The 25,604-nt window shown below is 69.3% G+C and carries 27 protein-coding genes; 15 read left to right on the forward strand and 12 right to left on the reverse strand.

The genetic code is table 11. The features are described 5' to 3' along the window. Window positions 1-24: 24 nt before the first annotated feature. Window positions 25-810, reverse strand: coding sequence for a type III pantothenate kinase (locus AC1RGU_RS27310; RefSeq protein ID WP_062478816.1), 786 nt, complete (start codon window positions 808-810; stop codon window positions 25-27). A 134-nt stretch (window positions 811-944) separates the two neighbouring features. On the opposite strand from AC1RGU_RS27310, the gene lysM reads away from it, so the two are divergent. Next, the gene (lysM, locus tag AC1RGU_RS27315; protein WP_062478819.1) at window positions 945-1,406 is read left to right on the forward strand and encodes a peptidoglycan-binding protein LysM; all 462 of its coding nucleotides are present in this window, start codon (window positions 945-947) and stop codon (window positions 1,404-1,406) included. A 19-nt stretch (window positions 1,407-1,425) separates the two neighbouring features. Here the strand turns inward: lysM and AC1RGU_RS27320 are convergent, their stop codons facing one another. Then, complete coding sequence (locus tag AC1RGU_RS27320) at window positions 1,426-2,379, reverse strand: AraC family transcriptional regulator (protein WP_139700444.1); 954 nt, start codon at window positions 2,377-2,379, stop codon at window positions 1,426-1,428. A gap of 129 nt (window positions 2,380-2,508) precedes the next feature. On the opposite strand from AC1RGU_RS27320, the gene AC1RGU_RS27325 reads away from it, so the two are divergent. Beyond that, entirely contained in the window at window positions 2,509-2,781 is a 273-nt protein-coding gene (locus tag AC1RGU_RS27325) for a DUF4242 domain-containing protein (RefSeq protein ID WP_095950262.1), read from the forward strand. Between the two features lie 15 nt (window positions 2,782-2,796). Here AC1RGU_RS27325 and AC1RGU_RS27330 read toward each other — a convergent pair whose 3' ends face one another. Then, window positions 2,797-3,207, reverse strand: coding sequence for a rhodanese-like domain-containing protein (locus tag AC1RGU_RS27330; RefSeq protein ID WP_369630479.1), 411 nt, complete (start codon window positions 3,205-3,207; stop codon window positions 2,797-2,799). A 218-nt stretch (window positions 3,208-3,425) separates the two neighbouring features. On the opposite strand from AC1RGU_RS27330, the gene AC1RGU_RS27335 reads away from it, so the two are divergent. The 3 genes from AC1RGU_RS27335 (at window position 3,426) to AC1RGU_RS27345 (ending at window position 7,265) form a co-directional block, all read left to right on the forward strand. Next, window positions 3,426-4,535: a TRAP transporter substrate-binding protein gene (locus AC1RGU_RS27335; protein ID WP_070061869.1), complete on the forward strand. Its 1,110-nt coding sequence runs from the start codon at window positions 3,426-3,428 to the stop codon at window positions 4,533-4,535. A 127-nt stretch (window positions 4,536-4,662) separates the two neighbouring features. Next, window positions 4,663-5,331, forward strand: coding sequence for a TRAP transporter small permease subunit (locus AC1RGU_RS27340; RefSeq protein ID WP_095747756.1), 669 nt, complete (start codon window positions 4,663-4,665; stop codon window positions 5,329-5,331). Continuing rightward, on the forward strand, window positions 5,328-7,265 hold the full coding sequence (locus AC1RGU_RS27345) for a TRAP transporter large permease subunit (protein ID WP_492699356.1): 1,938 nt from the start codon (window positions 5,328-5,330) through the stop codon (window positions 7,263-7,265). Before AC1RGU_RS27340 ends, AC1RGU_RS27345 begins: the two co-directional genes overlap by 4 nt. Before the next feature lie 14 nt (window positions 7,266-7,279). Here AC1RGU_RS27345 and AC1RGU_RS27350 read toward each other — a convergent pair whose 3' ends face one another. From AC1RGU_RS27350 to AC1RGU_RS27360, 3 genes are read right to left on the reverse strand one after another with little or no spacing between them, the layout of a single operon-like run. After that, window positions 7,280-7,720: a DUF6691 family protein gene (locus tag AC1RGU_RS27350; protein ID WP_369630482.1), complete on the reverse strand. Its 441-nt coding sequence runs from the start codon at window positions 7,718-7,720 to the stop codon at window positions 7,280-7,282. Window positions 7,721-7,735: 15 nt separating this feature from the next. Continuing rightward, complete coding sequence (locus AC1RGU_RS27355) at window positions 7,736-8,173, reverse strand: YeeE/YedE family protein (protein ID WP_492699359.1); 438 nt, start codon at window positions 8,171-8,173, stop codon at window positions 7,736-7,738. A gap of 2 nt (window positions 8,174-8,175) precedes the next feature. Beyond that, window positions 8,176-8,499, reverse strand: a complete 324-nt coding sequence (locus tag AC1RGU_RS27360; protein ID WP_062478840.1) for an ArsR/SmtB family transcription factor — start codon at window positions 8,497-8,499, stop codon at window positions 8,176-8,178. A 106-nt stretch (window positions 8,500-8,605) separates the two neighbouring features. Between AC1RGU_RS27360 and AC1RGU_RS27365 the strand changes: the two genes are divergently transcribed. After that, window positions 8,606-9,517, forward strand: a complete 912-nt coding sequence (locus tag AC1RGU_RS27365) for an MBL fold metallo-hydrolase (RefSeq protein ID WP_492699361.1) — start codon at window positions 8,606-8,608, stop codon at window positions 9,515-9,517. Window positions 9,518-9,529: 12 nt separating this feature from the next. On the opposite strand, the gene AC1RGU_RS27370 is transcribed toward AC1RGU_RS27365, so the two are convergent. Both AC1RGU_RS27370 and AC1RGU_RS27375 read right to left on the reverse strand, forming a co-directional pair. Then, a complete protein-coding gene (locus tag AC1RGU_RS27370) occupies window positions 9,530-11,563 on the reverse strand; it encodes a PEP/pyruvate-binding domain-containing protein (protein ID WP_492699363.1) in 2,034 nt (677 codons plus the stop codon). 64 nt (window positions 11,564-11,627) lie between these two features. Next, on the reverse strand, window positions 11,628-11,912 hold the full coding sequence (locus tag AC1RGU_RS27375) for a double zinc ribbon domain-containing protein (RefSeq protein ID WP_492699365.1): 285 nt from the start codon (window positions 11,910-11,912) through the stop codon (window positions 11,628-11,630). A gap of 227 nt (window positions 11,913-12,139) precedes the next feature. On the opposite strand from AC1RGU_RS27375, the gene gorA reads away from it, so the two are divergent. Beyond that, window positions 12,140-13,498, forward strand: coding sequence for a glutathione-disulfide reductase (gene gorA, locus AC1RGU_RS27380; RefSeq protein WP_492699367.1), 1,359 nt, complete (start codon window positions 12,140-12,142; stop codon window positions 13,496-13,498). Here the strand turns inward: gorA and AC1RGU_RS27385 are convergent. Continuing rightward, window positions 13,495-14,403: a ketopantoate reductase family protein gene (locus AC1RGU_RS27385; protein ID WP_492699368.1), complete on the reverse strand. Its 909-nt coding sequence runs from the start codon at window positions 14,401-14,403 to the stop codon at window positions 13,495-13,497. The genes gorA and AC1RGU_RS27385 overlap by 4 nt on opposite strands. A gap of 52 nt (window positions 14,404-14,455) precedes the next feature. Then, entirely contained in the window at window positions 14,456-15,370 is a 915-nt protein-coding gene (locus AC1RGU_RS27390) for a LysR substrate-binding domain-containing protein (protein ID WP_070061858.1), read from the reverse strand. Between the two features lie 187 nt (window positions 15,371-15,557). Here AC1RGU_RS27390 and AC1RGU_RS27395 point away from each other — a divergent pair, with 187 nt between their 5' ends. The 7 genes from AC1RGU_RS27395 to AC1RGU_RS27425 all read left to right on the forward strand — a co-directional run bounded on the left by AC1RGU_RS27395 (window position 15,558) and on the right by AC1RGU_RS27425 (window position 22,493). Beyond that, window positions 15,558-16,325 carry an ABC transporter permease gene (locus AC1RGU_RS27395; protein ID WP_492699370.1) on the forward strand — a complete coding sequence of 256 codons (768 nt, stop codon included), beginning with the start codon at window positions 15,558-15,560 and terminating at the stop codon, window positions 16,323-16,325. After that, window positions 16,322-17,350, forward strand: coding sequence for an ABC transporter ATP-binding protein (locus AC1RGU_RS27400; RefSeq protein WP_492699372.1), 1,029 nt, complete (start codon window positions 16,322-16,324; stop codon window positions 17,348-17,350). Before AC1RGU_RS27395 ends, AC1RGU_RS27400 begins: the two co-directional genes overlap by 4 nt. A gap of 22 nt (window positions 17,351-17,372) precedes the next feature. Beyond that, window positions 17,373-18,449, forward strand: a complete 1,077-nt coding sequence (locus AC1RGU_RS27405; protein ID WP_062481407.1) for an extracellular solute-binding protein — start codon at window positions 17,373-17,375, stop codon at window positions 18,447-18,449. 9 nt (window positions 18,450-18,458) lie between these two features. Next, entirely contained in the window at window positions 18,459-19,280 is an 822-nt protein-coding gene (locus tag AC1RGU_RS27410) for an ABC transporter permease (protein ID WP_062481405.1), read from the forward strand. Further along, window positions 19,231-19,779 (forward strand): TIGR00725 family protein, encoded by a 549-nt coding sequence (locus AC1RGU_RS27415; protein WP_062481403.1) that lies wholly within the window; start codon window positions 19,231-19,233, stop codon window positions 19,777-19,779. The genes AC1RGU_RS27410 and AC1RGU_RS27415 overlap by 50 nt, the downstream gene beginning before the upstream one ends. Window positions 19,780-19,838: 59 nt before the next feature. Continuing rightward, window positions 19,839-21,356 (forward strand): AMP nucleosidase, encoded by a 1,518-nt coding sequence (locus tag AC1RGU_RS27420; protein ID WP_062481401.1) that lies wholly within the window; start codon window positions 19,839-19,841, stop codon window positions 21,354-21,356. Window positions 21,357-21,470: 114 nt separating this feature from the next. Further along, window positions 21,471-22,493: a Bug family tripartite tricarboxylate transporter substrate binding protein gene (locus AC1RGU_RS27425; protein WP_174250308.1), complete on the forward strand. Its 1,023-nt coding sequence runs from the start codon at window positions 21,471-21,473 to the stop codon at window positions 22,491-22,493. 37 nt (window positions 22,494-22,530) lie between these two features. On the opposite strand, the gene AC1RGU_RS27430 is transcribed toward AC1RGU_RS27425, so the two are convergent. Both AC1RGU_RS27430 and AC1RGU_RS27435 read right to left on the reverse strand, forming a co-directional pair. Continuing rightward, window positions 22,531-23,580 (reverse strand): hypothetical protein, encoded by a 1,050-nt coding sequence (locus AC1RGU_RS27430; protein ID WP_492699375.1) that lies wholly within the window; start codon window positions 23,578-23,580, stop codon window positions 22,531-22,533. An 80-nt stretch (window positions 23,581-23,660) separates the two neighbouring features. Further along, window positions 23,661-24,356, reverse strand: a complete 696-nt coding sequence (locus AC1RGU_RS27435) for an ArsR/SmtB family transcription factor (RefSeq protein WP_492699377.1) — start codon at window positions 24,354-24,356, stop codon at window positions 23,661-23,663. An 83-nt stretch (window positions 24,357-24,439) separates the two neighbouring features. Here AC1RGU_RS27435 and AC1RGU_RS27440 point away from each other — a divergent pair, with 83 nt between their 5' ends. Further along, a complete protein-coding gene (locus AC1RGU_RS27440) occupies window positions 24,440-25,603 on the forward strand; it encodes a cytochrome P450 (RefSeq protein WP_492699379.1) in 1,164 nt (387 codons plus the stop codon). Window position 25,604 lies beyond the last annotated feature (1 nt).

Below are 25,604 nucleotides of genomic sequence, written 5' to 3' on the forward strand. Positions count from 1 at the left end.
GGCGGTGAGAAGAAGGAAGACGGGTCAGCCGGCAGCCGCCGGGGCCCGTGCCTTCGCGATGACGAGCAGGCCGTCCATGATCAGGCTCTCGACCAGTTCGAAGTCCCCGTTCATGGCGGGCGCCATCTTCCAGCCCGCGCCGCCGGTCATGAAGCAGGCCGGCTCGGCGCCGCAGTGCGAGCGCACGTGCTGCACCATGCGCTCGACCGCCCCCGCGATGGCGTAGGTGCCGCCGCTGGTCAGCGCGTCGCTGGTGTTGGTGGGAAATTCGCGCACCTCGCCGGTGGGCACGTGCAGGCCCGCCGTGCCCGACTCGAGCGCGCGCAGCATGATGCCGTGGCCCGGCAGGATCAGGCCGCCCAGGAACTTGCCGCTGGCATCGATCGCCTCCACAGTGACGGCCGTGCCGATCAGCACCACCACCATCGGCCGCTCGGGCCCCTGCGACAGCATGCGGTGGCGCGCGCCGATCATGGCCACGAAGCGGTCGGCGCCCAGCCGCGTCGGATGGTCGTAGCCGTTGACGATGCCGGCCTCGCCCGCGCTCGACACCACCCAGCGCGGGGCGCAGTCGAAGCGTTCGGTGATCTGCTCTTCGGCGCGCCGCCGCAAGGTGTCACCGGCCACGACGCAGCCCAGCATGGAACCGGGCGCCGGCAGCTCGGCCCAGGGGCCATCGGCCAGGCGTTCGATGTGGTCGAGAAACTCGGCACCATGGGCCTGCAGTGCCGCACCGGGGAAGGCCCCCTCGTAAAGCGCCCACTTGAGCCGGGTGTTGCCGATGTCGATGGCGAGGAAGGGGGAAGACATGCGCGCGATTATTGCGACTTTGTTGTTATTCCTGCTGGCGCCTCTTTGACAGTCGCGGCGCGGGCCTACGCGGAGCGTCCCGGTTCCGCCGCTACATTCGCCTTTTCCATCCACCACGGCACAAGGAGAAAACCATGGGATTGCTCAGCTTCATCAAGGAAGCCGGTGAAAAACTGTTCGGCGGTTCGTCGGCCCAGGCGGCCACGCCCGATGCGAACACGGCAGCCGCCGCGGCCATCAAGACCTACATCGAGACCCAGAACCTCGGCCTCACCGGACTGGAAGTGACCTACACCGCCAGCAGCGGCGTCGTCACCCTCGCGGGCCAGGCGCCCTCGCAGGAAGCCAGCGAGAAAGCCGCGCTCGCCGCGGGCAACGTGGCCAACGTGACGAGCGTGGACAACAACCTCGTCGCCCCGGCCGCACCGCCGGCCCAGTACCACGACGTGGTGCGCGGCGACACGCTCTCGGCCATCTCGAAGAAGTACTACGGCGACGCCAACAAGTACAACGCGATCTTCGAGGCGAACAAGCCGATGCTGTCGCACCCCGACAAGATCTATCCGGGACAGAAGCTGCGCATTCCGGCACTCTGACCCCCGCAACGGCGCCTCGCTAGGCGCCGTTGTGCCGCCAGGCCCCTGGCGACACGCCGTACTCGCGCTTGAACGCGCGGTTGAAAGCGGCTTCCGATTCGTAGCCCACGCCTTCGGCGATGCGCGCCAGGTTGCCCTGGTCCTTGCGCAGCATGCCGGCGGCCAGGACCATGCGCCAGCGCGCCAGGTAATGCATGGGCGGCGCGCCCACCAGTTCGGTGAAGCGGTCCGCCAGCACGCTGCGCGAGACGTGGATTTCCTGCGCCAGCGCGTCGACCGTCCAGTTGCGCGCGGGCTCGGCGTGCATCAGCGCCAGGCAGCGGCTCACGTGCGGGTCGCGCAGGCCCGCCAGCCAGCCCGGGTTGTTGGCCGGCATGGATTCGATGTAGCCGCGCAGCACTTCGGTGAACAGCACTTCCGCCACCTTGGCGGCCACCATCTCCGAACCGGGCGTGTGCGAAGCCGCATCCCCCAGGACGAAGTTGACCGACTGCTCGATCCACGGGCCTGCCGGCCTGCTGCGCAAGGGCGTCGTGAAGAGGCGCGGAATGTTCGCCATGACGGGGTTGGGCGCGTCGCCTTCGTACGCGAACCAGCTGCAGACCAATAAGGTGCGCTCGCCCTGGCCGCCGTAGCGCACGCGCGCCAGCTCGGGCGCTCGCGGACTCACCACATGCGACATGTCCACCGCCGCATGCTGCAGGCCGCTGCCCAGCACATGCGAATCGCCATGCGGCGCGGCGATCACGTCGCCGGCATGCGCGCGCAGCGGCGCCTCGCCTTCGACCTGGGCCCAGCATTCGCCTTGCAGCACGAGGTGGCAGATGGCCAGGCGCTGCGCGCCGGGCCTGAGCACCTGCGCGATGTCCGCGCCCCTGGGTACCTTGAAGCACCAGGGTGCATACATGTCCCCGTTCAGGAACAGCGCGCCCTCCAGGCGGATGGTCCGCAGCACGTCCGACAAGACATCCATGGTCACCTCCCGGCTAGCGAGGGCGGGGTTCCGGACAACAAGTCCGGCGAGACGGGCAATACAGGACGGCTTCGCGTCGGCACCATAGGTCCTGGTCGCCTTCGACCGATTCTAGACAGGAGTACCGCCATGCCCAAGTTCGTCATCGAGCGAGAGATCCCCGGCGCCGGCCAGTTCACCGCGGCGGACCTGAAAGCCATCTCGCAAAAATCCTGCGGCGTGCTCAGCAGCATGGGCACCGACATCCAGTGGATCCACAGCTACGTGGCCGACGACCGGATCTACTGCGTCTACCAGGCCACCGACGAGGCCCTCGTGCGCCGGCACGCGGAGCTCGGTGGCTTCCCGGCCAACCGTGTGGACCGGGTGTACAGCGTGATCGACCCGGCCACGGCCGAGTGAGGCGGGCAGCGCGCTCTAGTTCTGGCGCCAGGGCAGCCCGCGCTTGCGCCAGCCGCCGATCAACCCGCGGTGCCCGTTCTCGTCCGGGTTGCCCTCGAAGCCTTCGAGGATGTTGTAGGCCTGCGCGCCCAGCTCGGTCGCGCGCTTGGCCGCGGCGATCGAGCGCACGCCGCTGCGGCACAGCAGCACCAGCTTCTTTCCGCCCTCTGCGGCGGCGCGCACGCCGTCGTCGAAGGCCGGGTTGATCGCCATGCCCGGCCACTGCTTCCAGGCCAGCGGCACGGCGCCGGGCACGTAGCCGACCCACTCGCGCTCGGCATCGGTGCGCACGTCCACCAGCACGGCCTCGCCGCTCGCCATCCACTGCGCCGCCTGCTCGGGCGTCACGTCGCCGGCGTAGCCTTTTTCTCCAACGGGTTCACTCATGGTTGCTTTCTCTCTCGAATCTCTAGGGTAAGCCCGAAGCCTTTGGCGGCTGCGGGCGATCGATCTGCACGCCGGATGATGGAATTTTTCACCGGTTCGTGAAAACCCTGTTTGTCACAAGGTGTGGCGCGCCAAAGATGGCGGTCGCGGCCAGTCGAAACCATAACGTGAAGACGACGGCCTGGGTGTTCCGGTCAGAGAACTATATGGAGAGACACATGACAGACAGCAAATCGCCCCGCCGTCGCAGCCTTCTCAAGGGCGCGGCGGTGGCCGCAGGCGCGATGTCCGCGCCGATGGTCAGCATGGCCCAAACCACGTCGCTGCGTTTCCAGAGCACCTGGCCGGCGAAGGACATCTTCCACGAGTACGCCAACGACTTCGCCAAGAAGGTGAACGACATGGCGGGCGGGCGCCTGAAGATCGAGGTGCTGCCCTCGGGCGCCGTCGTGCCCGCCTTCCAGCTGCTCGAGGCGGTGAACAAGGGCACGCTCGACGGCGGCCACGGCGTGGTGGCCTACCACTACGGCAAGAACTCGGCGCTGGCGCTGTGGGGTTCGGGCCCCGGCTTCGGCATGGACGCCAACACCGTGCTGGCCTGGCACAACTACGGCGGCGGCAAGGCGCTGCTCGACGAGATCTACAAGAGCCTGAACATGGAGGTGGTGTCGTACCTGTACGGCCCCATGCCCACGCAGCCGCTGGGCTGGTTCAAGAAGCCGGTGGCCAAGGTCGAGGACATGAAGGGCCTGAAGTTCCGCACCGTGGGCCTGGCCGTGGACATGTTCACCGAGATGGGCACCGCGGTGAACCCGCTGCCCGGCGGCGAGATCGTGCCCGCGCTGGACCGCGGCCTGATCGACGCGGCCGAGTTCAACAACGCCTCGAGCGACCGCGTGCTGGGCTTCCCCGACGTGGTGAAGAACTGCATGCTGCAAAGCTTTCACCAGTCGGGCGAGCAGTTCGAGGTGCTGTTCAACAAGGGCAAGTACGCCGCGATGCCGCAGGAGCTGCGCTCCATCATCGACTACGCCGTGCAGGCCGCCAGCGCCGACATGAGCTGGAAGGCGGTGCAGCGCAACTCGCAGGACTACGCCGACATGAAGAAGGCCGGCATCAAGTTCTACAAGACGCCCGACGCCGTGCTGCGCGCGCAGCTCGCGGCCTGGGACAAGACGGTGGAAAAGAAGGCCGGCGAGAACCCGCTCTTCAAGAAGGTGCTGGAGTCGCAGCGCGTGTTCGCCGAGCGTGCGCTGCAGTGGCAGAACGATTACGGCGTCGACTTCAAGATGGCCTACAACCACTACTTCGGGAAAAAGAAGAGCTGATGCTTCCCGTCGGCGCGCACGTCGTTCCTGCGCGCGCCTTCCCCCCGCACAGGGGGCAACACCGGTGGCCCGGCATCGCCGGCGCCACGGTGTTCCATGAACGGGCCTCGCCCATGCTGCTGCCGCCATGACCATCCAACGCTTCCTTCACGCCGTCGACCGGTTCAGCATGCTGGTGGGCAAGACCTTCTCGTGGCTCATCGTCGCGCTGATGCTGCTGGTGTGCGGCGAAGTGTTCAAGCGCTATGCGCTGAACGCGCCCACGGCCTGGATCTTCGATGCCAACAACATGCTGTACGGCACGCTCTTCATGATGGGCGGCGCCTACACGCTCTCGCAGGCCGGCCATGTGCGCGGCGATTTCTTCTACGGCAGCATGAAGCCGCGCACGCAGGCCGCGCTCGACCTCGTGCTGTTCGCGGTTTTCTTCCTGCCCGGCGTGGTGGCGCTCACCTGGTCGGGCTGGACCTACTTCGGTGAATCGCTCGCGATGCGCGAACAGACCTTCAACGCCGACCCGATTCCGGTGTACCCCTTCAAGTTCGTGATTCCCGTGGCCGGCGCGGTGCTGCTGGTGCAGGGCCTCGCCGAGATGGTGCGTTGCGTGCTGTGCCTGAAGACCGGCGTGTGGACGCCGCGCCTGAAAGACGCCGAAGAAATGGACGTGGTCGGCGACCAGCTTGCCAGCAGCAGCTACGTGAACGAGGCCGACAAGCGCGAGGTGATCGAAAAGGCCCACGCCATCGAGCAGGCCGCGCAGCAGCGCAAGAGCGACACGACGGGAGGTGCCGCATGAGCGAACCCGCACTCGGCCTGCTGATGCTGGGCCTGATCGTCTTCGTGATCATGCTCGGCTTTCCCACGGCGTTCACGCTGATGGGGCTGGGCATGTTCTTCGGCTTCATTGCCTTCTACGACCCCGCCTCGCCCTGGCTCGACAACAAGGTCTTCGACCTGATGGTGCAGCGCGCCTTCGGGGCCATGACCAACGAGACGCTGCTGTCCATCCCGCTCTTCGTGCTCATGGGCTATGTGATGGAGCGCGGCGCGCTGGTCGACAAGATGTTCCACAGCGTGCAGCTCGCGTTCCGCCGCGTGCCGGGCTCGCTGGCGGTGACCACGCTCATCGTGTGCACCTTCTGGGGCATTGCGAGCGGCCTGGTGGGCGCGGTGGTGGTGCTGATGGGCGTGATCGCGATGCGCCCCATGCTCAACGCGGGCTATGACACGCGGCTGGCGGCCGGCGTGATCACGGCCGGCGGCACGCTGGGCATTCTCATTCCGCCCTCGGTGATGATCATCGTGTACGCGGCCGTGGCCGGGCAGTCGGTGGTCAAGCTCTATGCGGCGGCGATGTTCCCGGGCTTCTTCCTCGCCCTGCTGTACCTGATCTACGTGATCGGCTGGGCCGTGCTGCAACCGAAGGTGGCGCCCAAGATGCCGATCGACCAGCAGCGTGCCCCCATCACGCCATGGGTGGCCCACCTCGCGGCCAGTTACTCCCCGCGCATGCTGCCCGCGCTCGCCGCGGCCGTGGTGGCGCCGGGTCGCGCCTTGCGCGGCGCGGTCGAGGGCGTGCGCCTGAGCTGGTGGATGCTGCTGCGAGGCCTGCTGAGCGCGCTGGTGCCGCTGGCGCTGGCCGCGGTCACGCTGGGCTCGGTGTGGTGGTACGTGACCATCTACTCGCAGAAGGACAACAACGCGGCCGCCCCGGTGGCCACGCAGCAGGCGACGCAGAAGACCGGCGAACCCACAGCCGCCGCGCCGGCTGCAGCCGAGCCGTCAGGCACCGGTCTGGCCGAGCCGCCGAGCACCGACGAACCCGCGAACACCACCGAAAGCAGCGGCCTGCAGGAGCCCCCCGGCGGCGTCGAGGAACCTCCGGGCAGCGAGCCGGCCGCCGCCCCTGCCAGTGAGGGTGGCCTGCAGCAGCTGGGCGACGCGGTCGAGGCACCCAAGACCGCCGCGGTGCCCGATGCCTTCTACACCGGCTTCTGGGTGGCCTGCCTCTTCACGCTGGCGCTGCTGGGCTGGTACTACTGGCGCATGGACGCGGAGCAGTTCGAAATCTTGCGCATGCTGGTGTCGTCGGTGATGCCGCTGGCCACGCTCACGCTGGTGGTGCTGGGCGTGATCCTGTTCGGCATCACCACGGCCACCGAGTCGGCGGCGGTCGGCGCGGCCGGCGCCTTCCTGATGGCGTGGCAGGCCGGCACGCTGAACTTCAAGAAGATCAAGGAGGCGGTGTTCCTCACGCTCAAGACCACCTCGATGGTCTGCTGGCTGTTCGTGGGCTCGGCGCTGTTCTCGGCGGTGTTCGCGCTGCTGGGCGGCCAGCGCATCGTCGAGGAGTGGGTGCTGAGCATGAACCTCAGCCCGCTGCAGTTCTTGCTGCTGTCGCAGGCGATCATCTTCGTGCTGGGCTGGCCGCTGGAGTGGACCGAGATCATCGTGATCTTCGTGCCCATCTTCCTGCCGCTGCTGGCGCACTTCCAGATCGATCCGCTGCTGTTCGGCGTGCTGGTGTTCGTGAACCTGCAGGCGGCGTTCCTGTCGCCGCCGGTGGCGATGTCGGCCTTCTATCTGAAGGGGGTGTCGCCGCCGCACGTGACGATCAACCAGATCTTCGCGGGGATGATGCCGTACATGCTGATCGTCATCCTGTGCATGGTGTTCATGTACATCTGGCCGGGGCTGACGCTGTGGCTGCCGCAGTACCTGTACGGCTGAACGCGCGCGCCTTCTCAGGCTGAGGCCGGGCGCCGCGCGAAGCGGCGGCGCTCGAGCAGCTCGAACAGGCCCATGCCCAGCAGCATGGCGCCCACGAAGACCAGCGCCTTGACCTCGCCCGTGCCGAGCGAGACCAGCGCGGGCCCGGGGCAAAAGCCCGCGATGCCCCAGCCGACGCCGAACAGCAGGCTGCCGCCGACCAGGCGGCGGTCGATGTGGCGCAGGCTGGGCAGCGTGAGCGGCCCGCCGAGCAGCGAGGCCTTGCGACGGCCCGCGAGCAGGAAGCCGACGGTGCTCACCGCCACCGCGCCGGCCATCACGAAGGCGAGCGACGGGTCCCAGGCCCCGCCCACGTCAAGAAAACCCAGGATCTTGGCCGGATTGGCCATGCCGGAGACGATGAGGCCGAGCCCGAAGACAAGGCCGGCGAGCAAGGAAGCAATGGCGGTCCACATGGCAGGTCTCCCGATTCAGAAGTTCAACAAGTGGCGCACCACGAACACCGTGGCGAACCCCGCGGCCATGAACGCCAGCGTGGCGACCAGCGAACGCGGCGAGCGCCGCGCCAGCCCGCACACGCCGTGGCCGCTGGTGCAGCCCGCGCCATAGCGCGTGCCCACGCCCACCAGCAGGCCGGCCAGCGCGAGCGTGCCGTAGCCCGCGTCGATCTGCGCCGCGGGCAGCACGGCGAAGAGCCCGTAGACGAGCGGCGCGCCGACCAGCCCGAGCACGAAGGCCGCGCGCCAGGCCATGTCGCCCTTCATGGGGCGCAGCAAGCCGCCCAGCACGCCGCTGACGCCGGCGATGCGGCCGTTGAGCAGCACGAACATCGCGGCGGAAAGTCCGATGAGCACGCCGCCGGCCAGTGCGGCCCAGGGCGTGAAATGAGGCCAGTCGATGGTGGGCATCTTCAGTTCTCCTTCGGGCAGTAGAGGCGGTACAGCACCGCCAGGATCTCGAGCAGGGCCGGGTCGGCCACGCGGTAGTAGATGTTCTTGCCCTCGCGGCGGGTGTCCACCACGCCTTCGGTGCGCAGCACCGACAGCTGCTGCGACAGGGTGGGCTGGCGGATGCCCAGCGTGCTTTCGAGGTCGCTCACGCACATCTCGCCCTGCGAGAGCTGGCACAGCAGCAGCAGCCGGGCCTCGTGGGCCAGCAGCTTGAGCACGGCGACAGCCTGGCCGGCGGCGCTGCGCAGCAGTTGGGGGTCGATGGCGTGGGTCGGGGTCTTCATGGGAGGATGACAGTTCGCGAAATAACATTATATGAATTCATATAATATTTGTCGCTTGATTGATTGAATGAGTGTCTGGCCTCCAGGCACCGCAGAAGGAGCGCCGATGACCCCGACCCCCATGCCCCCACGCGCCACCACCCAGGCCTTCTTCGATCCCGCGACGGGCACGGTGTCCTACGTGGTCTGGGACCATGCGACGAAGCGCGCCGCCGTCATCGACCCGGTGCTCGACTACGACTTCCGCTCCGGCCACACCGACACCGCCTCGGCCGACCGCCTGCTGACGTACGTTCACGCGCAGGCGCTGCAGGTCGACTGGATCCTGGAGACCCACGCGCACGCCGACCACCTCTCGGGCGCGCGCCATGTGCAGTCGCAGGCCGGCGGGCGCATCGCCATCGGCGAGCACATCCGCACGGTGCAGGCCACCTTCCGCCACCTCTACAACCTGGAGCGCGACTTCCTGCCCGACGGCAGCCAGTTCGACCACCTCTTCAAGGACGGCGAGCGCTTTCACATCGGCGAGATCGAGGCGCAGGCCCTGCGCGTGCCCGGCCACACGCCGGCCGACATGGCCTACCTCGTGGACGACGCGGTCTTCGTCGGCGACACGCTCTTCATGCCCGACCTGGGCAGCGCGCGCGCCGACTTTCCGGGCGGCGACGCGCGCGAGCTCTACCGCTCGATGCGGCGGCTGCTCGCGCTGCCGCCCGAGACCACGCTGTACGTCTGCCACGACTACCCGCCCGCCTCGCGCGAGCCGCGCTGGCAGAGCACGGTGGCGCAGCAGCGCGCCCACAACATCCACGTGCGCGACGGCATCGGCGAAGACGAGTTCGTGCGCATGCGCACCGCGCGCGACGCCACGCTCGAAGTGCCGACGCTGATCCTGCCGTCGATGCAGGTCAACGTGCGCGGCGGCCGCCTGCCGCCGCCCGACGACAACGGCGTGGCCTACCTGCGCATTCCGCTGAACACGCTGCCGGGCCACCGCCCGCGCACCACGGCGGGCTGAGGGCGCGGCGACCTAGCGCCGCCGCTCCACATACGGCCGCGCCTGCAGCAGCACGATCTTGTCGCCCACGGTCGCCCACTCGATGTCCTGGTCGACCGCGTTGAAGGTGCGCTTCACCGCCGCGCCCACGTTGGCGAGCCGCACCACCAGCTCGTCGGTCAGCACGTGGCGGCCCACTTCCACGGGCACTTCCTTCACGCCGCCGTCCTTGTCCAGCTGCAGCGCCGTCTCTTCGGCCGAGCGGCTGAGCACCTGGATGGCTTTCGACCAGCTCGAGTACATCACCTGCTCCGCCACGCGCTTGCCCTCGACCACGCGGATGCCGATGCCGCGCTTGGCCGAGATGTAGGTGACGTGCGGGTGGCCCGCGTCGAAGGGGTCGCGCGTGATCATCACGCCGGCGTTGGTCGAGTCGATGGCGGTCTGCACGAACACGCCCATCAGCACCGACTCGGCACCGAAGCCCGCGGCGCTGCGCGCCTCCCAGGCCTCGGGGTTGAACACCGAGGCCCACACTTTCTTCACCGCGAGCTCGAGCGCGTCGCCGGTCTTCACGTTGGGCACCGTCGTGTAGAGCCCCGCGCCGCTGAAGCCCGGCAGGTCTTCCGAGTTGGACGAGCTGCGCACGAACACGCCGCCCCCGCCCAGCTGCGCCTGCCACGCCGCGCGCCAGGCCGCCGCGGTGGCCGGCTCGACGGGCCATTGCACGATCTCGTCGCGCAGCTGCGCCAGCGCCTTCAGCCGCACCTGCGGGTCGCCCGCGAAGCCCGGCTGCTGCTGCATGCGCGCGATGCGCTCGGCCAGCCCGTTCGATCGCATGAAGCGGTCGTAGTGCGCGAACGGAATGCAGAAGCCGTCAGGCACGGTGGTCGAGGGAATGCGCGCGGCCAGCACCGCGCCGAGGTTGGCCGCCTTCGAGCCGCATTGCACGCTGTGGCGCGCACGCAGCGAGGCCAATGGCAGCAGTCGCGTTTCGCGCAGGTCCGGCTTCGCGGCCTTGCTGCCGGGCAGCGCGCCGGTGGCGGCCGCACGCACGGCGCGCGGCGGCAGCGCGGCGATTTCTTCCGGCGTGAGGCGGCGCAGCTGGTAACCCGAGGCCGCCACCTTCAGCGCCACCCACTGGCCCGCATGCGCCTTCAGCACCGTGGCGGCATCGCGCACGTAGGCGTTCGGAATGCCCCAGCCCTTGGCCAGCAGGTTGACGTGCGACAGCGCCGTGGACGGCCGCTCGGTGAGCACGCCGGCCACCGGCGGCAGGTTGATCGGCACCTCGCGCAGCACGGCGATGTCGTCGGGCAACAGCGCATTCAGGCCCGAGGCGTCGTTCACGATGCGCACGCGGCCGGTGGCGGTGCCCAGGTTCATCGGCAGGTAGGGCTGCTCGCGGATCAGCGCCTCCTGGCTCACGAAGTCGATGCCGGCTTCCTTCGCGATGCGCTCGTGCAGCGTGGAGTTGGTCTTGAACTTCACCGGCGCGAAGAAGCTGGCCTTGACCTGTGCCTCGGCCTCGCGCAGCAGCGGCACCGTGAGCCGGTCGCCTTCCCAGAACTCGTAGGTGAAGGTGCCGATGTTCTGCTGCCAGCTCAGCGTGCCGAACAGGAAGCGGCGGTCGGGCACGAGGTAGTTGCGGTCGATCTCGCGCTTGACCGTGTTCGGCGTGAGCCGCGTGTCGCGCAAAAATCGCACATGCAGCTGGAAGCGCGGCGTGTCGATGTAGTGCATGCGCGCCGGCTTCGCCTGCCGGTCGATCGCGAACAGCACATGGGCCAGCTGCATCGGCGTGCCGGCGTCGTAGACGCGCGCCAGCGTGTCGAAATCGCCCTGGCTGCGCAGCGCCGGCAGCGAGGCGGGCACGGCGGGGCGCGGCACCAGTTGCGCGGCCGGCCCTTCGTGCTGTGGCTGGTTCTGCTGCTGGTAATACGACGGCTTGCGCGCGAGCTGCGCGCCGGCCGGCGCGGGCGCGACGACCATCGCGCACAGCGCCAGGACCGGCAGCCACGCCAGTGCCGTGCCGTCCTTCTTCTTCCTGTTGGATTCGTTCTTCATGGGGCTCCCTGCCTTGTTGCCGACAACCGCGAATTCTCGCTGTCGGCCCGCCCCTTTTCACGGATCAGGTGCGGGGCGCGGCCTCCGTCGACTGGCCGCATTGCGCGCAGAACTTCGCGCCGGGCGCCATCGCCGTGCCGCACTGCCGGCAGGCCGCGGGCAGCATCGACGTGCCGCATTGCTGGCAGAAGCGCGCACCGGCGGCGTTCACCGCGCGGCAGGCCGGGCAGGCGCTGCCGCCGGGTGGCGGAGGCGGTGCGTCGCGGCCGTATCCATAACCGCCTTGCGAACCGTGGTGCCCGCCGCCGTGGCGCGCGCCGCCATGTCCACCGAAGAGTCGTTCCAGCATGCCCATGTGTTTCTCCCTTGCGTCGTGCAACAAACAGGCCGGTGGCAACGTCGCCGGTGGCGATGAATTCCCGCGGGCCTGCAGACAGTGGATTCCCTGAAGCAGCTTCAGGGTCAAGCGCCCCCCGGCAAAGACCCTCGCAGGCCGCGGTGCTTCACGGCCATGGCCCCGGCCGCAGCGCCGCCGCCGCCCCGCCGCTACAGTCGGCCGCAAGGAGCGTCTTTCTCATGCAATCATTCGATTTCGACCTCTTCGTCATTGGCGGCGGCAGCGGTGGCGTGCGTGCCGCGCGCATGGCGGCGCAGACCGGTGCGCGCGTCGCGCTGGCCGAGGCCGCCGAGCTCGGCGGCACCTGCGTCAACGTGGGCTGCATCCCGAAGAAGCTCTACAGCTATGCGGCCGGCTATGCCGAGTCGTTCGAGGAGGCCGAAGGCTACGGCTGGAAGCTCCCATCGGCGCCGCAGTTCGACTGGGCGCACCTCAAGGCCCAGCGCGCCAAGGAGATCAGCCGGCTCAACGGCATCTACGGCTCGCTGCTGAAGAACTCCGGCGTCACGCTCGTCACCGGCTGGGCCCAGCTGGTCGATGCGCACACGGTTGAAATCGAAGGCAGGCGCCACACCGCGCGCCACCTGCTGGTGGCCACCGGCGGCACGCCCTTCGTGCCCGAGATTCCAGGCCGCGAACACATCGTGACCTCCGACGCGATGTTCGACCTCGACCCGTTCCCCAAGCGCCTGCTGGTGGTGGGCGGCGGCTACATCGCCTGCGAGTTCGCCTCGATCTTCAACGGCCTGGGTTCCAAGGTGACGCAGCTGCACCGCCGCGCCCACCTGCTCACCGGCTTCGACGACGACGTGCGCCAGTTCCTCGCGAACGAGATGGGCAAGGCCGGCGTCGACGTGCGGCTGAACTGCGAAGCCTCGTCGATCGCACGCGGGCCCGACGGCCTCGTGGTCACGCTCGCGCGCGGCCAGCAGATCGAGGCCGACACCGTGCTCTTCGCCACCGGCCGCGTGCCCAACACGCAGGGCCTCGGCCTCGAGGCGGCGGGCGTGAAGCTCGACGACAAGGGTGCCATCGCGGTCGATGCGCACTACCGCACCTCGGTGCCGTCGATCTACGCGGTAGGCGACGTGTCGACCCGCGTGCAGCTCACGCCCGTGGCGTTGGCCGAGGCGATGGTGGTGGTCGATGCGCTGTTCGGCAAGGGAAAGCGCGGCATGGACTACGAGTTCATTCCCACCGCCGTGTTCACCCACCCCAACGTCGGCACCTGCGGCTACAGCGAGATCGACGCGCGCGCGAAGTTCGGCGAGGTCACCGTGTTCTCGAGTGAGTTCAAGTCGCTGCGCCACACCCTCTCGGGCCGCAGCGAGCGCACCTTCATGAAGCTCGTGGTCGACAAGAAGAGCGACCGCGTGGTGGGCCTGCACATGGTGGGCGCGGACGCGGGCGAGGTGGTGCAGGGCTTCGCGGTGGCGATGCGCGCGGGCGCGACGAAGGCGTTGTTCGACAGCACCATCGGCATCCACCCCACCGCTGCCGAAGAGTTCGTGACGATGCGCGAACCCATGCCCGGCTAGGCGCCGGCCTGGGGCTGCTTGCTTTCGAGCAGCTTCACCATCACGAACAACACCCGGTTCGCCGGCGTCGGCACACCCAGCGCCTCGCCACGCCGCACGACCAGCCCGTTGAGGTGGTCGATCTCGCTGCGCTTGCCGCGTGCGAGGTCTTGCGCGGTCGACGAATACTGCGAGGGCATCGACTGCGCGATGCCGCGCACCGCCGCGTCGACGTCGCCCGGAATCACCACGCCCTCGGCCTTCGCCACCGCGAGGCATTCGGCGACCACGTCGCGGATCACGTCGGTCACTCCCGTGCCCTGCACGAGCTCGCCATACGGCAGCTGCGACACGGCCGACAGCGCGTTGTAAGCGCAGTTGAGCACCAGCTTGGCCCACAGCGCGCCGCGCACGTTGTCGGAAATCTGCGTGGACACGCCGGCCGCGATCAGTGCCTGCGCGACCTCGTCGCTGCGGCGCGAGGGCGCGATCACCAGCTCGCCGCGGCCGTGGTGCTTCACGTGGCCCGGCCCCGCCATCTCGGTCGCCACGTAGACCACGGCGGCGGCCACGTCGTGCGACGGCAGCGCCGCGCGCACGCGCGCGTCGTTGTCGACGCCGTTCTGCAGCGTGAGCACCAGCGCGCCGGGCGCGAGGTGCGGCTGGATCTGCGCGGCGGCCGATTCGGTGTCGGTGGACTTGACGCAGAACAGCACGAGGTCGGCGCCCTGCACGGCGCCTGCCTCGGTACTGGCATCGAGGCGCACCTGTTCGTCGAAGGCCTTCGTCTCCAGCCGCAGCCCGTTCGCGCGCACCGCCTCCACATGCGGGGGCCGGCCGATCAGCACGACTTCGTGGCCCGCGCGCGCCAGCATGGCGCCGTAGTAACAGCCGACCGCGCCGGCACCCATGACTGCGACTTTCATCGATTCGATTCCTTGGTTGTTCCGTGGCCAGAGCGTAGCGAAGACGGCCGCTTCATGCCTCGGTCTCCACGCCGCGCGACTTCTGCCCTTCGTCCATGATCCATTCGCGAAACGCCGCGAAGGCCGGCAGGTCGAGGCGGTCGGGCCGGTAGCACAGGTAGTGGCCCTGGTCCACGCGCACCGGCGTGCCGCAGGGGCTCAGCAGCGCGCCTTCGGCCAGCTCTTCCTGCACCAGCAGTTTCGGCACGAGGCCGATGCCCAGCCCGTTGAGCGCCGCCTGGATCAGCGCCGAGTACTGCGCGAAGCGCGGGCCGGCCACGGTCTGCACCTCGGGCACGCCGTGCTGCGCGGCCCACTGGCGCCAGGCGGTGGGCGCGCCCTCGTGGTGCAGCAGCGTGTGGCCGACGATGTCGATGGGCTGCACGATGCGGTGGCGCCCCTCGACCAGCGCACGCGCCACGATCAGCACGAACTCGCGCCCCGCGATGTATTCGGACACCACGCCGGGCCAGCCGTCGGGACCGTAGCGGATGGCGGCATCGACGCCGGCCGGAATGCCGTCGCTGGGCTCCAGGTGGCGGCTGAAGCTCAGCATCACGTGGCGGCTCTTCTGGCTGAAGGCCGGCAGGCGCGGAATGAGCCACTTGGTGAGGAAGGTGGGCACGCTGGCCAGCGTGAGCAGGCCGGCGCCGGCATCGCCCGAGCGGGCCTCGAAGGTCGCGGTCTCGATGGCGCGCAGGCCGCCCGAGATCTTCTGCCAGTACACGCGCCCCTGCGGCGTGAGCTGCACGCCGCGGCCGTTCTTCTGCAGCAGCTCGCGGCCCAGGAAAGCCTCGAGCCCCGCGATCTGCTTGCTGACGGCGCTCACGGTGATGCACAGCGCACCGGCCGCGAGCGTGATGCTCTGCTGGCGCGCCACGGCGTCGAAGGCCAGCAGTTCCTGGATAGTGGGGCAGTCGCGTTTCATGCCTGGCTCCGGTTGATGAAAGTCGTGTGAAAAACACTTGCCGATTGCTCAAGTGTCGTCATCCAACTTTCACCCATAAGTGTGCATCTGCTTCCTAGAATTCGCTGGAACGCGGCAATCCGCCGTGGGCAAAAAGTAGAGCATCCGGAAAGTATGCCGGGTGCGCAAGACCTTCGGAGACACCCCCTTGATTCGCGGCATCTCGCTCGTCTACGGCCTGTACCTGCTGCTGCCCATCGCCCTGCTGGCGATCGGCAGCTTCGGCGGCAACTGGACCAACACGCTGCTGCCCACGGGCGTCACCGGGCGGTGGTATGTCGACCTGTGGCTGGACACCTCGTTCCGCAAGGCCTTCGTGAGCAGCCTCGTGGTGGCGATGGCGGCCTGCGCGATCAACACGGTGCTGGCGCTGCCGCTGGCCTATGCGCTGTACCACGGCGCGCGGCGCGGCAGCAGCATCGCGGCGCGCATCGTGAGCGCCACGCCGGTCGCGGTGCCGACCATCACGCTGGCCTTCGGCTACATGATCGTGTTCAACACCGACCTCGCGCCGTGGCTGGGCTCGATGCCGCTGCTGATCGCCGCGCACGCGATCCTCACGCTGCCCTACCTCACGAACACGCTGCTCACCGACCTGCGCCACCTGGACCTCGGGCGGCTCGAGCAGGCCGCGGCCACGCTCGGCGCCTCGGGCTGGCAGCAGTTCACCGGCATCGTGCTGCCCAGCCTGCGCCAGAGCCTGATCAGCGGGTTGGTGATGGTGGCGGCCATCTCGGTGGGCGAGTTCGGGCTGTCGAACCTGCTCACGAGCTTCCAGAACCGCACCTACCCGGTGGTGCTGCTGCAGGCCTTCTACGGCGCGACGGGCTTTGCCTGCGCGGCGACCGTCATCCTTCTCGTGCTGGCGAGCGCGTCGGCCCTTCTTTCCTCTTCTCTGGTGAAGCAGCGCGCATGAGCCTCTTACTCGACAACGTCAGCTACAACTACCCCGGCAGCACGCACGGCCTGCACGACGTGTCGCTCGACGTGCGCACGGGCGAGCTCGTCGCGGTGATCGGGCCCAGCGGCTCGGGCAAGTCGACGCTGCTCAAGCTGGTGGCGGGGCTGGAGACCGGCCACACGGGCCGCATCGTGCTCGGCGGCGACGACATGTCGCGCACACCGGTGCACCAGCGCCACATCGGCATGGTGTTCCAGAGCTATGCGCTGTTTCCGCACCTGAGCGTGCTGGACAACGTGGCCTACGGGCTCAAGCTGCGCAAGGTGGACACGGCCCCGCGCCGCCAGCGTGCGCAAGAGCTGCTCGACATCGTCGGGCTGGGCGACCACGCACAGCGCGCCGTGGCGCAGCTCTCGGGCGGCCAGCAGCAGCGTGTGGCCCTGGCCCGCGCGCTCGCCATCGATCCGCGTGCATTGCTGCTCGACGAGCCGCTGTCGGCGCTGGACGCCAGCGTGCGCGGCCATCTGCGCGACCAGATCCGCTCGATCCAGCAGCGCTTCAACGCGACCACGCTGCTGGTCACGCACGACCAGGAAGAAGCGCTGGTGATGGCCGACCGCGTGGCGATGCTCAAAGACGGCCGCCTGCTACAGATCGCCACGCCGCGCGAGATCTACGAGCACCCCGCGAGCCGCGCGGTGGCCGAGTTCGTCGGGCTCTCGACCATCCTGCCCGCCAAGGTGGCTTCGCCGGGCCGGCTCGACATGGGCTTTGCCGAGCTCTTCGCCGAGACCGGCAGCCGGCCCTTCGGCACCGCGGTGCACGTGCTGGTGCGGCCCGAACACATCCAGTCCGACCCGGCGCCGGACAGCGTCAACCGCCTGGCCGGCCGCACCGGCGCGCAGCGCTACCTGGGCGCGCTCACGCGCTACGACTTCGACGTGACGGGCGCGGGCAAGCCCTTCCTCGCCGAGTCGGCCGCGCCGGCGGCCGAAGCGATCGCCATCGCCCCCGAACACCTTCGCCTGCTCGACCACTGACCTTTCCTCTCAAGGAGCCACCATGCAACGCAGACATCTGATCCAGGCCGCCGGCGCACTGCCCGTGCTGTCGCTCGCCCGCACCGCCTTCGCTTTCGACGGCCCCGAGCTCTACGCGGGCGAGAAGGCGCTGTACGCCGAGGCGCAGAAGGAAGGCCTGTGCGTCTCCTTCGACACCGGCCCCGAGTGGGCCAACTGGAAGTCGCTGTTCCGCGACTTCAAGAAGCGCTACCCTGAGATCGAGCTGACCTACAACGACATCGGCTCGGCCGCCACCGTGGTCGCGCTCGAGAAGACCAAGCGCCGCCCACAGGCCGACACCGCCTACTACTTCGCCGCCTCGGCCGTCGACGCCGCGAAGAAGGACGTGGTCGCGCCCTTCAAGCCCGTCAACTTCGACAAGCTGCCCGCCGTGTTCCGCGAGGCCGAGGGCCGCTGGTTCACCATCCACACGCTCAACATCGCCTTCCTGGTGAACAAGAAGCTGGTGAAGAACGTGCCCACCGGCTGGGCCGACCTGCTCAAGCCCGAGTTCAAGAGCACGGTGGTCTACCTCGACCCGCGCTCCACCGGCATCGGCCAGGTGCTGACCTTTGCCGCGGCCTACGCCAACGGCGGCAGCGTCGACAACGTGCAGCCCGGCACCGACTACCTGGGCAAGCTGCATGCGGCCGGCAACGTGCTGCGCGTGGAAGGCACCACGCCGTATGCCAAGTTCCTCAAGGGCGAGATCCCGGTGTGGATCAGCTACGAGAACGACGGCCTCAAGGCCAAGCATGTCGACGGCATGGGCGATGCGGTGGAGGTCGTGATCCCGAAGGAGGCCAGCGTGGCCGCGCCCTATGCCATCAGCCTCGTGAAGAACGGCCCGAACCCGAACGCCGGCAAGCTGTGGCTCAACTTCATCATGAGCGAGGCGGGCCAGTCGCTGTTCGCGCAGGGCTTCGTGCGCCCTGCCGTGCCGGGCACGCCGCTCTCGGCCGATGTCGCGGCCAAGATGCCGGCCGCGCCGCAGATCAAGCCGCTCGACGTGGTGAAGGCCTCGGAGCGCAAGGCCGAGGTCGACAAGCTCTGGGCGCAGGCCGCGCTGGGCAAGTAAGGGGCCGTGATGCGACGCTTTGGCGCCTGGCCCGCCTGGGCCTTCATGGCGCTCTTCTTCGCAGTGCCGCTGGCGGCACTGCTGCCCGAGGCCTTCGGCGAGGGCGGCAGTGCCTTCGGGCGGCTGTTCGGCAACCCGCTGTTCCTGGGCGCGCTACGCAACACGCTGGGCCTGGGCCTGGCGGCGGGCGCGATCTCGGCGCTGGTGGGCACCTGCATCGCCATCGAACTGGCGCGCCAGCCCGAAGGCCGGCGCCAATGGATGATGACCCTGCTGGGCCTGCCGCTCGCGTTCTCGGGGCTGGTGATCGCCTACGGCTTCATCCTCGCGTTCGGCCGCGCGGGCTTCGTGACGCAGCTGCTCGCGGGCCTGGGCGCCGACCCGGCCGTGATCGGCAGCTGGATCTACAGCGTGTCGGGCCTGGGGCTGGCCTATGCCTACTACCTGATCCCGCGCGTGGCGCTGTCGCTGTACCCCGTGTTCGCCAACCTCGACCTGCGCCCGGCGCAGGCGGCGCGCACGCTGGGCGCCTCGAAGGCGCGCGCCTTCCGGGACACGGTGCTGCCCGAGGTGCTGCCCTCGGTGCTGTCGAACGCCTGCATGGTGGCCGCGATTGCCATGGGCACCTACGGCACGGCGCTGGCGCTGGTGGGCACGCAGCTGAACATCCTGCCGCTGATGCTGCTCGCGCAGGTGGGCGACGGCGGGTCCGATTTCGCGGTGGCGGCGGCCCTGTCGCTGGTGCTGATGGTGGTGTGTGTGGTCGTGATGGGAGTGGGCGATGTCTTTACACGAAGGCGCGAGCGCGGTGCTGTCGGCGCCGGTCACTGAGGCGCTGACGCGCCTGGCGCAACGGCAGTGGGGGCCGCAGCGCCACCGCCAGCCGGTGGCGATGCTCGGCCCGGGCGACGGCGGCCCGGCCGAATGCGAGGCCGCCTACGCGGTGGCGCATGCGCTGGCCGGCGCGGGCATGGCGGTGGTCTGCGGCGGGCGCGGCGGCGTGATGGCCGCGGCCTCGCGCGGCGCGGTGGAGGCCGGCGGCATCGCCGTGGGCATCCTGCCCGAGGACGACGACCGCCACGCCAACGAATGGCTCAGCGTGGCCATTCCCACCGGCATGGGCGAGATGCGCAACGGCATCATCGCGCGCAGTGGCGTGTGCCTGGTCGCCATCGGCGGCAACATGGGCACGCTGTCGGAGATGGCCATGGGCCTGAAATGGGGCAAGCCGGTGTTCGTGATGCACGGCGACGTCGCCCTGCCCGGCGCGGTGCAGGCCACGGACGTGGACGACATGCTGGCCAAGGTGCTGGCCTGCCTGCTGGACTGAGGTCCGCCCACCCTGTTTCCGGCCTCCCCATCGACACGGGCGCATTGCACAATGACGGCATGCCCTACATGCCCACCTTCGTCGCTCCCGCCCGCTTCACCGACGCCGCCGAGGCGCTCGACCAGGTCAAAGCCATCTACCAGGGCGGCCTGGCCCACCTGCGCGAATCGATGCTGCGCTTTGTCGCCGGCGAGGCGCTGCCGGGCCGGGTGCGGGCCTGCTACCCGTTCGTGCGGGTGCACACGCACACCGTCTCGCGCCACACGCCGCCGGCCAACGCCGGCCTGAGCTACGGCTTCGTGGCCGGCCCCGGCCGCTACGAGACCACGCTGACGCGGCCCGACCTGTTCTCGCGCTACTACCTCGACCAGTTCCGCCTGCTGCTGGAAAACCACCAGGTCGAGATCGAGGTGGGCACCAGCACGCAGCCCATTCCGATCCACTTCTCGTTCGCCGAGAACGACCACATCGAAGGCACGATGAGCGCCGAGCGCCGCGCCCTCATGCGCGACGTGTTCGACCTGCCCGACCTGGGCGCCATGGACGACGGCATTGCCAACGGCACCTTCGAGGCGCTGCCCGGCGAGCCGCAGCCGCTGTCGCTGTTCACGGCGGCGCGCGTCGACTACTCGCTGCACCGCCTGCGCCACTACACGGGCACGGCGCCCGAGTGGTTCCAGAACTTCGTGCTGTTCACCAACTACCAGTTCTACATCGACGAGTTCGTGCGCCTGGGCCACGAGGCCATGGCCGACGAGAACAGCGAGTACATCGCCTTCATCGAGCCCGGCAACGTGATCACGCGCCGGCGCGGGCTGGCCGCCGGCCACAGCGACACCTTCGCCCACCTGCTGGACGGCAGCCAGGGCACCGCGCCGCCGCGCCTGCCGCAGATGCCGGCCTACCACCTGGTGCGCGAGGACTACAGCGGCATCACCATGACCAACATCGGCGTCGGCCCGGCCAACGCCAAGACCATCACCGACCACATCGCCGTGCTGCGCCCGCACGCCTGGATGATGCTGGGCCACTGCGCCGGCCTGCGCAACACGCAGCAGCTGGGCGACTACGTGCTGGCCCACGCCTACGTGCGCGAGGACCACGTGCTCGACGAGGAGCTGCCGCTGTGGGTGCCGATTCCGGCGCTGTCGGAGATCCAGCTGGCGCTCGAACAGGCGGTGGCCGACGTCACGAAGTGCGAAGGCCCCGACCTGAAGACGATCATGCGCACCGGCACCGTGGCCAGCACCGACAACCGCAACTGGGAACTGCTGCCCGGCAACCAGCCGCAGCGCCGCTTCAGCCAGAGCCGCGCCGTGGCGCTGGACATGGAAAGCGCCACCATCGCGGCCAACGGCTTCCGCTTCCGGGTGCCCTACGGCACGCTGCTGTGCGTGAGCGACAAGCCGCTGCACGGCGAGATCAAGCTGCCCGGCATGGCCAACCACTTCTACCGCGAGCGCGTGGAGCAGCACCTGCGCATCGGCATGCGCGCCATCGAGATCCTGCGCCAGGAAGGCACGACCCGGCTGCACAGCCGCAAGCTGCGAAGCTTCGCGGAAGTGGCTTTCCAGTAGGCTCCGACGCCTTTCGCCCCTTTGTCCCCTCAGGGTTTCTCCCTGTGCGGGCGAGGGCGTGTTTGCCTTGTTTCGCGGACATCATTGGCTGTCACGTACACAACTGGAAACACGATGCGCCCGTCTTCGCCGCCTGCCGCCGCCCTTCCCCTGTCCCGCCGCCGCTTCGGCACCTGGCTGGCAGCCTCGGCCGCTGCCGCCGGTGCGGGCCAGGCCGCGCTGTGGGCCGGCAACGCCCGCGCGGCCGACGCGCCGCTGAGCAGCAAGCTGCGCATCGTCATTCCCGCCAACGAAGGCGGCGGCTGGGACCAGACCGGCCGCGCCCTCGGCGCCGCCCTGCTGGCCTCGGGCGCCGTGGGCACCGTCACCTACGAGAACATCGGCGGCAAGGGCGGCACCATCGGGCTGGCCAAGTACGTCGAGAAGTACGACGCCGACCCCGAGGCGCTGCTGGTCAGCGGCATGGTGATGGTCGGCGCGGTGGCGCTGCAAAAGCCCGCCGTCACGCTGGCGCATGTCTCGCCCGTGGCGCGGCTGACCAGCGACTACGAGGTGGTCGCCGTCAAGGCCGACTCGCCCATCAAGACCCCCAAGGACCTCGTCGCCCAGCTGCGCGCCGATGCCGCCAACACCGTCATCGCGGGCGGCTCGGCCGGCGGCGTGGACCACATGTTCGCCGGCATGCTGGCGCGCGTGGCCGGCGCCTCGGCGTCGCTGAACTACCAGCCGCACCCGGGTGGCGCGCAGGTGGTCGAGGCGCTCGAAACGGGCAAGGCGGCGGTCGGCATCTCGGGCTACAGCGAGTTCGCCGAGAACATCGCCAACGGCAAGCTGCGCGCCATCGGCGTGTCGTCCAAGCACCCGTTCCAGGGGATCGCCTCGGTGCGCCAGCAGGGCGTGGACGCCGACCTGGCCAACTGGCGCGGCGTGATGACCGGCAAGAAGGTGCCGCCCTACCGCCGCGGCCAGCTGCTCGAGGCGGTGCAGCGCGCCACCACGCACGACCTCTGGCAGAAGACCATCAAGCGCAACAACTGGGACCCGTACTGGATGGCGGGCAAGGACTTCGAGAGCTTTCTCGAACTCGACACGGCGATGGCCGGCCCGCTGATCTATCTGCTCAAGCTGAAGGCCTGAGCGGGGTCTTGGCACGGCGCCTGGGCGCCGTCCGCGGTCATCGGCAAAGCCACGTGCGCGTGCACTGGGTGGCAATCCGGAAGACGCGCTTTGCCGGCGTGCTGCCGCTCGCCGCAACGAAGGCGTACTGGGCTCCTCCCTTGGCGCCCTCGGTGTTGAGCTGTGCCAACCAATCCACATCGCTGCTCATCACCGCATCGACCACGTAGTAGTAATAGGTGGTCGAATCGTTGCTCACCTTGACGTAGTAGGTGCCACGCGAGGCCACGGAGGTGAACGGTACGAAGCCTCTGTCACCCATCGCGTTGAGCGTTTCGAGGCTGTCGCTCATTACGTCCCGCGGGAAAGCCTTGAACTCGTACGCACAGCGATCACTGGCGCCCTGCTGCCGAATCAGTGCCATCTTCGGCGCATCCCATTCGCCCGACTGCCGGCAATAGCCTTGCGCGCCCATCGCATTGAGCCGTGCCAGGACATCGTCGCTCGCGCCGAACCAGTCGGCATCGATCGGCATGCTCTCGTACGTTGCCGCTGTGGCCGGTCTTCCATAGAGGTATTGCACGCCCGCCCCGCCCTGACCGGGGAAGAACATCATCGGCAGGAAGCTCGCGGCGGCCTCACCATTCGGCGGCGCGGCCTTGTCGAAGGTCCACACATAGGACGACTCCAGCGACGACTTGGCGAAGATGCCATTGCCCGTCTGGGAGTTGAGAAAGCCGGAATAGTAGTAGCCCACGAACTCAGGACTGTTCAGCAGGCCGAGCACCGTTGCGGGCACGGTGCCGCCGAAGGGATTGCGCTCTTCTGCAATCTTGGCGAGCTTGTAGGTGTAGGTGACGACGGGGCCAGGCCGGGGCCCTGTTCCGCCCGGCTGCGGTTCAACCGGTCCGGGCCCTGAACCGGTTCCGGGTTCCGGATCGGTCGTTGTGTTTGGTGTGGTTTGTGTGTTCGTTGGCGGTGTCTGCGATGTACCTGTCACGGGTGGAACGAAGCCGGCAAAACCGCCGCCGCCTCCACCCCCACCACCGCCTCCCCCGCACGCGCCCAGAACGATGCAGCTCACGGCTGCCCATGTTTTCACAGTCACGGTCTCTCTCCCTTGGAAACCGAAGATCGTAGCCAGTTCGCAGCATCCCGTTCACTCGGGTTCGCCCGCAGGACAGAGGCTCAGGCGAACAGTTCCGGCATCTCCCGCTGCGCCTTCGGCGTGAGCGTGAGCGCACGCCCGTCGAGTTCCTGCCGCACCCAGCCGCGCCGCAGCGACAGCTGCAGCCACGCGGCCCCGAGCGCGCCGCCCAGGTGCGGGCGGCGTTCGCTCCAGTCGAGGCAGGCGCAGGCGAAGCGGCGGCGCGAGCGGCGCACGGCGTCGACCTCGACGCCCAGGCTCTCCAGTGCGATGGCGCCGTCGGACGTGAGTTCGTACGAGCCGCTCGCCAGGCCGCTGAGCCAGCCCTGCGCATGCAGCCGGTCGTGCAGCGCGACGCCCGCGGTGCCGGCCATGTGGTCATAACAGGTGCGGGCGCTGCGCAGTCGGCTCGGCGTGTTGGGCTGGAAGGCGGTGGCCGAGGGGCGCGGCGCGCCGGCCACGACCATGAGGCTTTCGAGCGCGGCGGCCACGTCGTCGCTGGCCAGGCGGAAGTAGCGGTGCTTGCCTTGCACGAGCACCTCGACCAGTCGCTCTTCCTTCAGGCGCGCGAGGTGCGCGCTCGCGGTCGAGGCGGCCACCTCGGCCACGGTGGCGAGCTCGGTCGCGGTGCGGGCGTGGCCGTCCATCAGGCAGTTCAGCATGCGGGCGCGGGCCGGCTCGGCGATGGCGCCGGCGAGGCGGGCGAGCTGGAAGTCGGAAGCGGTGGTGTCGTCCATGCGGGCATCCTAAGGCGATGCCGCATCCCACACTTCGTTCGCGACCGAAGTGTGCCGGCGGCGGCGAACGCACACTGCGCGCCATGACTACCGCCACGCTCACTCATCCCGCCGACCCGGTCGCCGCCGCCACGCATGCCGACCCGTACCCGTACTACGCCACGCTGCGCGACGGCCCGCCGCTCGCGTGGCACGCCGGCTTGCGCGTGTGGGTCGCGAGCCGTGCCGATGTCGTCATGCAGGTGCTGCAGGCGCACGGCCCGCTGCGCGTGCGCCCCGCCGCCGAGCCCGTGCCGCGCGCGATCGTGGGCAGCCCGGCGGGCGAGGTATTCGGGCACCTCGTGCGCATGAACGACGGCCCCGCGCACCAGGCGCATCGGCCGGCCTTGCAGCGCGCGCTGGCCGGGCTCGACCTGCACGCGGCGCACGCCGCCGCGCTCGACGTGGCGCGGCAGCTGCCTGCGCAGGCGCCGCTGTCCGAGGCGCTGTTCTCGCTGCCCGTGCGGGCGATGGCGCACCTGCTTGGTTTCGACGGTGCGACCTTGCCGCAGGTGGACCGCTGGATGCGCGATTTCGTCGCCTGCCTTTCTCCGCTGTCGAATGCCGACCAGCTGCAGGCGGCGAGCGTGGCGGCCGGCGCGCTGATGAACCGCTTCCAAACCCTGAGCGCGAACGCCTCGCCGCGCGACGGCACGCTGCTGGCGGCGGTGCTGGCCGAAAGCGCGGCAAGCGCGCCGCTCTCTCGCGCGCTGCTGGCGAACCTCGTCGGCCTGCTCTCGCAGACCTGCGACGCCACGGCGGGCCTGCTGGGCAACAGCCTCGTCGCACTGGTGCGCGAGCCCGCGCTGCGCCCGCTGGCGCGCACGCGCGACGGGTTGCTCGCCATCGTCGAGGAGACGTCGCGCCATGACCCGTCGGTGCAGAACACGCGCCGCTTCGCGATCGAGCCCGTCGAGATCGCCGGCACCTCGCTGGCGGCGGGCGACGCGGTGCTGGTGCTGCTGGCCTCGGCGCAGCGCGATCCGGCGTTCAACCCCGATCCCGACCGCTTCATGCCCGTGCGTGCGCAGCGGCGCGTGCTTGGCTTCGGCCATGGCATGCATGCGTGTCCGGGGCAGGCGCTGGCCTGCACGCTGGCTGCGGCGGGTCTTGAAGCGCTGTTGCGCTCGCAGCGCGCGCCCGACCTCGACGCACTCGACTGGCACTACCGCCCGTCAGTCAACGGACGCATTCCCGTCTTCGACTGAG

It is taken from the genome of Variovorax sp. GW823-FHT02B07 (assembly GCF_058797695.1).

What these genes read in the sequence shown, in the direction of transcription:
- AC1RGU_RS27425 (WP_174250308.1), top strand. Translation starts at nt 21,471, where the DNA reads ATGCGCCCGTCTTCGCCGCCTGCCGCCGCCCTTCCCCTGTCCCGCCGC.
- AC1RGU_RS27435 (WP_492699377.1), bottom strand. Translation starts at nt 24,356, where the DNA reads ATGGACGACACCACCGCTTCCGACTTCCAGCTCGCCCGCCTCGCCGGC.
- AC1RGU_RS27340 (WP_095747756.1), top strand. Translation starts at nt 4,663, where the DNA reads ATGACCATCCAACGCTTCCTTCACGCCGTCGACCGGTTCAGCATGCTG.
- AC1RGU_RS27405 (WP_062481407.1), top strand. Translation starts at nt 17,373, where the DNA reads ATGCAACGCAGACATCTGATCCAGGCCGCCGGCGCACTGCCCGTGCTG.
- AC1RGU_RS27355 (WP_492699359.1), bottom strand. Translation starts at nt 8,173, where the DNA reads ATGCCCACCATCGACTGGCCTCATTTCACGCCCTGGGCCGCACTGGCC.
- AC1RGU_RS27420 (WP_062481401.1), top strand. Translation starts at nt 19,839, where the DNA reads ATGCCCTACATGCCCACCTTCGTCGCTCCCGCCCGCTTCACCGACGCC.
- lysM (WP_062478819.1), top strand. Translation starts at nt 945, where the DNA reads ATGGGATTGCTCAGCTTCATCAAGGAAGCCGGTGAAAAACTGTTCGGC.
- AC1RGU_RS27335 (WP_070061869.1), top strand. Translation starts at nt 3,426, where the DNA reads ATGACAGACAGCAAATCGCCCCGCCGTCGCAGCCTTCTCAAGGGCGCG.
- AC1RGU_RS27385 (WP_492699368.1), bottom strand. Translation starts at nt 14,403, where the DNA reads ATGAAAGTCGCAGTCATGGGTGCCGGCGCGGTCGGCTGTTACTACGGC.
- AC1RGU_RS27415 (WP_062481403.1), top strand. Translation starts at nt 19,231, where the DNA reads ATGTCTTTACACGAAGGCGCGAGCGCGGTGCTGTCGGCGCCGGTCACT.
- AC1RGU_RS27370 (WP_492699363.1), bottom strand. Translation starts at nt 11,563, where the DNA reads ATGAAGAACGAATCCAACAGGAAGAAGAAGGACGGCACGGCACTGGCG.
- AC1RGU_RS27310 (WP_062478816.1), bottom strand. Translation starts at nt 810, where the DNA reads ATGTCTTCCCCCTTCCTCGCCATCGACATCGGCAACACCCGGCTCAAG.
- AC1RGU_RS27440 (WP_492699379.1), top strand. Translation starts at nt 24,440, where the DNA reads ATGACTACCGCCACGCTCACTCATCCCGCCGACCCGGTCGCCGCCGCC.
- AC1RGU_RS27320 (WP_139700444.1), bottom strand. Translation starts at nt 2,379, where the DNA reads ATGGATGTCTTGTCGGACGTGCTGCGGACCATCCGCCTGGAGGGCGCG.
- gorA (WP_492699367.1), top strand. Translation starts at nt 12,140, where the DNA reads ATGCAATCATTCGATTTCGACCTCTTCGTCATTGGCGGCGGCAGCGGT.
- AC1RGU_RS27390 (WP_070061858.1), bottom strand. Translation starts at nt 15,370, where the DNA reads ATGAAACGCGACTGCCCCACTATCCAGGAACTGCTGGCCTTCGACGCC.
- AC1RGU_RS27375 (WP_492699365.1), bottom strand. Translation starts at nt 11,912, where the DNA reads ATGCTGGAACGACTCTTCGGTGGACATGGCGGCGCGCGCCACGGCGGC.
- AC1RGU_RS27400 (WP_492699372.1), top strand. Translation starts at nt 16,322, where the DNA reads ATGAGCCTCTTACTCGACAACGTCAGCTACAACTACCCCGGCAGCACG.
- AC1RGU_RS27325 (WP_095950262.1), top strand. Translation starts at nt 2,509, where the DNA reads ATGCCCAAGTTCGTCATCGAGCGAGAGATCCCCGGCGCCGGCCAGTTC.
- AC1RGU_RS27410 (WP_062481405.1), top strand. Translation starts at nt 18,459, where the DNA reads ATGCGACGCTTTGGCGCCTGGCCCGCCTGGGCCTTCATGGCGCTCTTC.
- AC1RGU_RS27350 (WP_369630482.1), bottom strand. Translation starts at nt 7,720, where the DNA reads ATGTGGACCGCCATTGCTTCCTTGCTCGCCGGCCTTGTCTTCGGGCTC.
- AC1RGU_RS27345 (WP_492699356.1), top strand. Translation starts at nt 5,328, where the DNA reads ATGAGCGAACCCGCACTCGGCCTGCTGATGCTGGGCCTGATCGTCTTC.
- AC1RGU_RS27330 (WP_369630479.1), bottom strand. Translation starts at nt 3,207, where the DNA reads ATGAGTGAACCCGTTGGAGAAAAAGGCTACGCCGGCGACGTGACGCCC.
- AC1RGU_RS27360 (WP_062478840.1), bottom strand. Translation starts at nt 8,499, where the DNA reads ATGAAGACCCCGACCCACGCCATCGACCCCCAACTGCTGCGCAGCGCC.
- AC1RGU_RS27365 (WP_492699361.1), top strand. Translation starts at nt 8,606, where the DNA reads ATGACCCCGACCCCCATGCCCCCACGCGCCACCACCCAGGCCTTCTTC.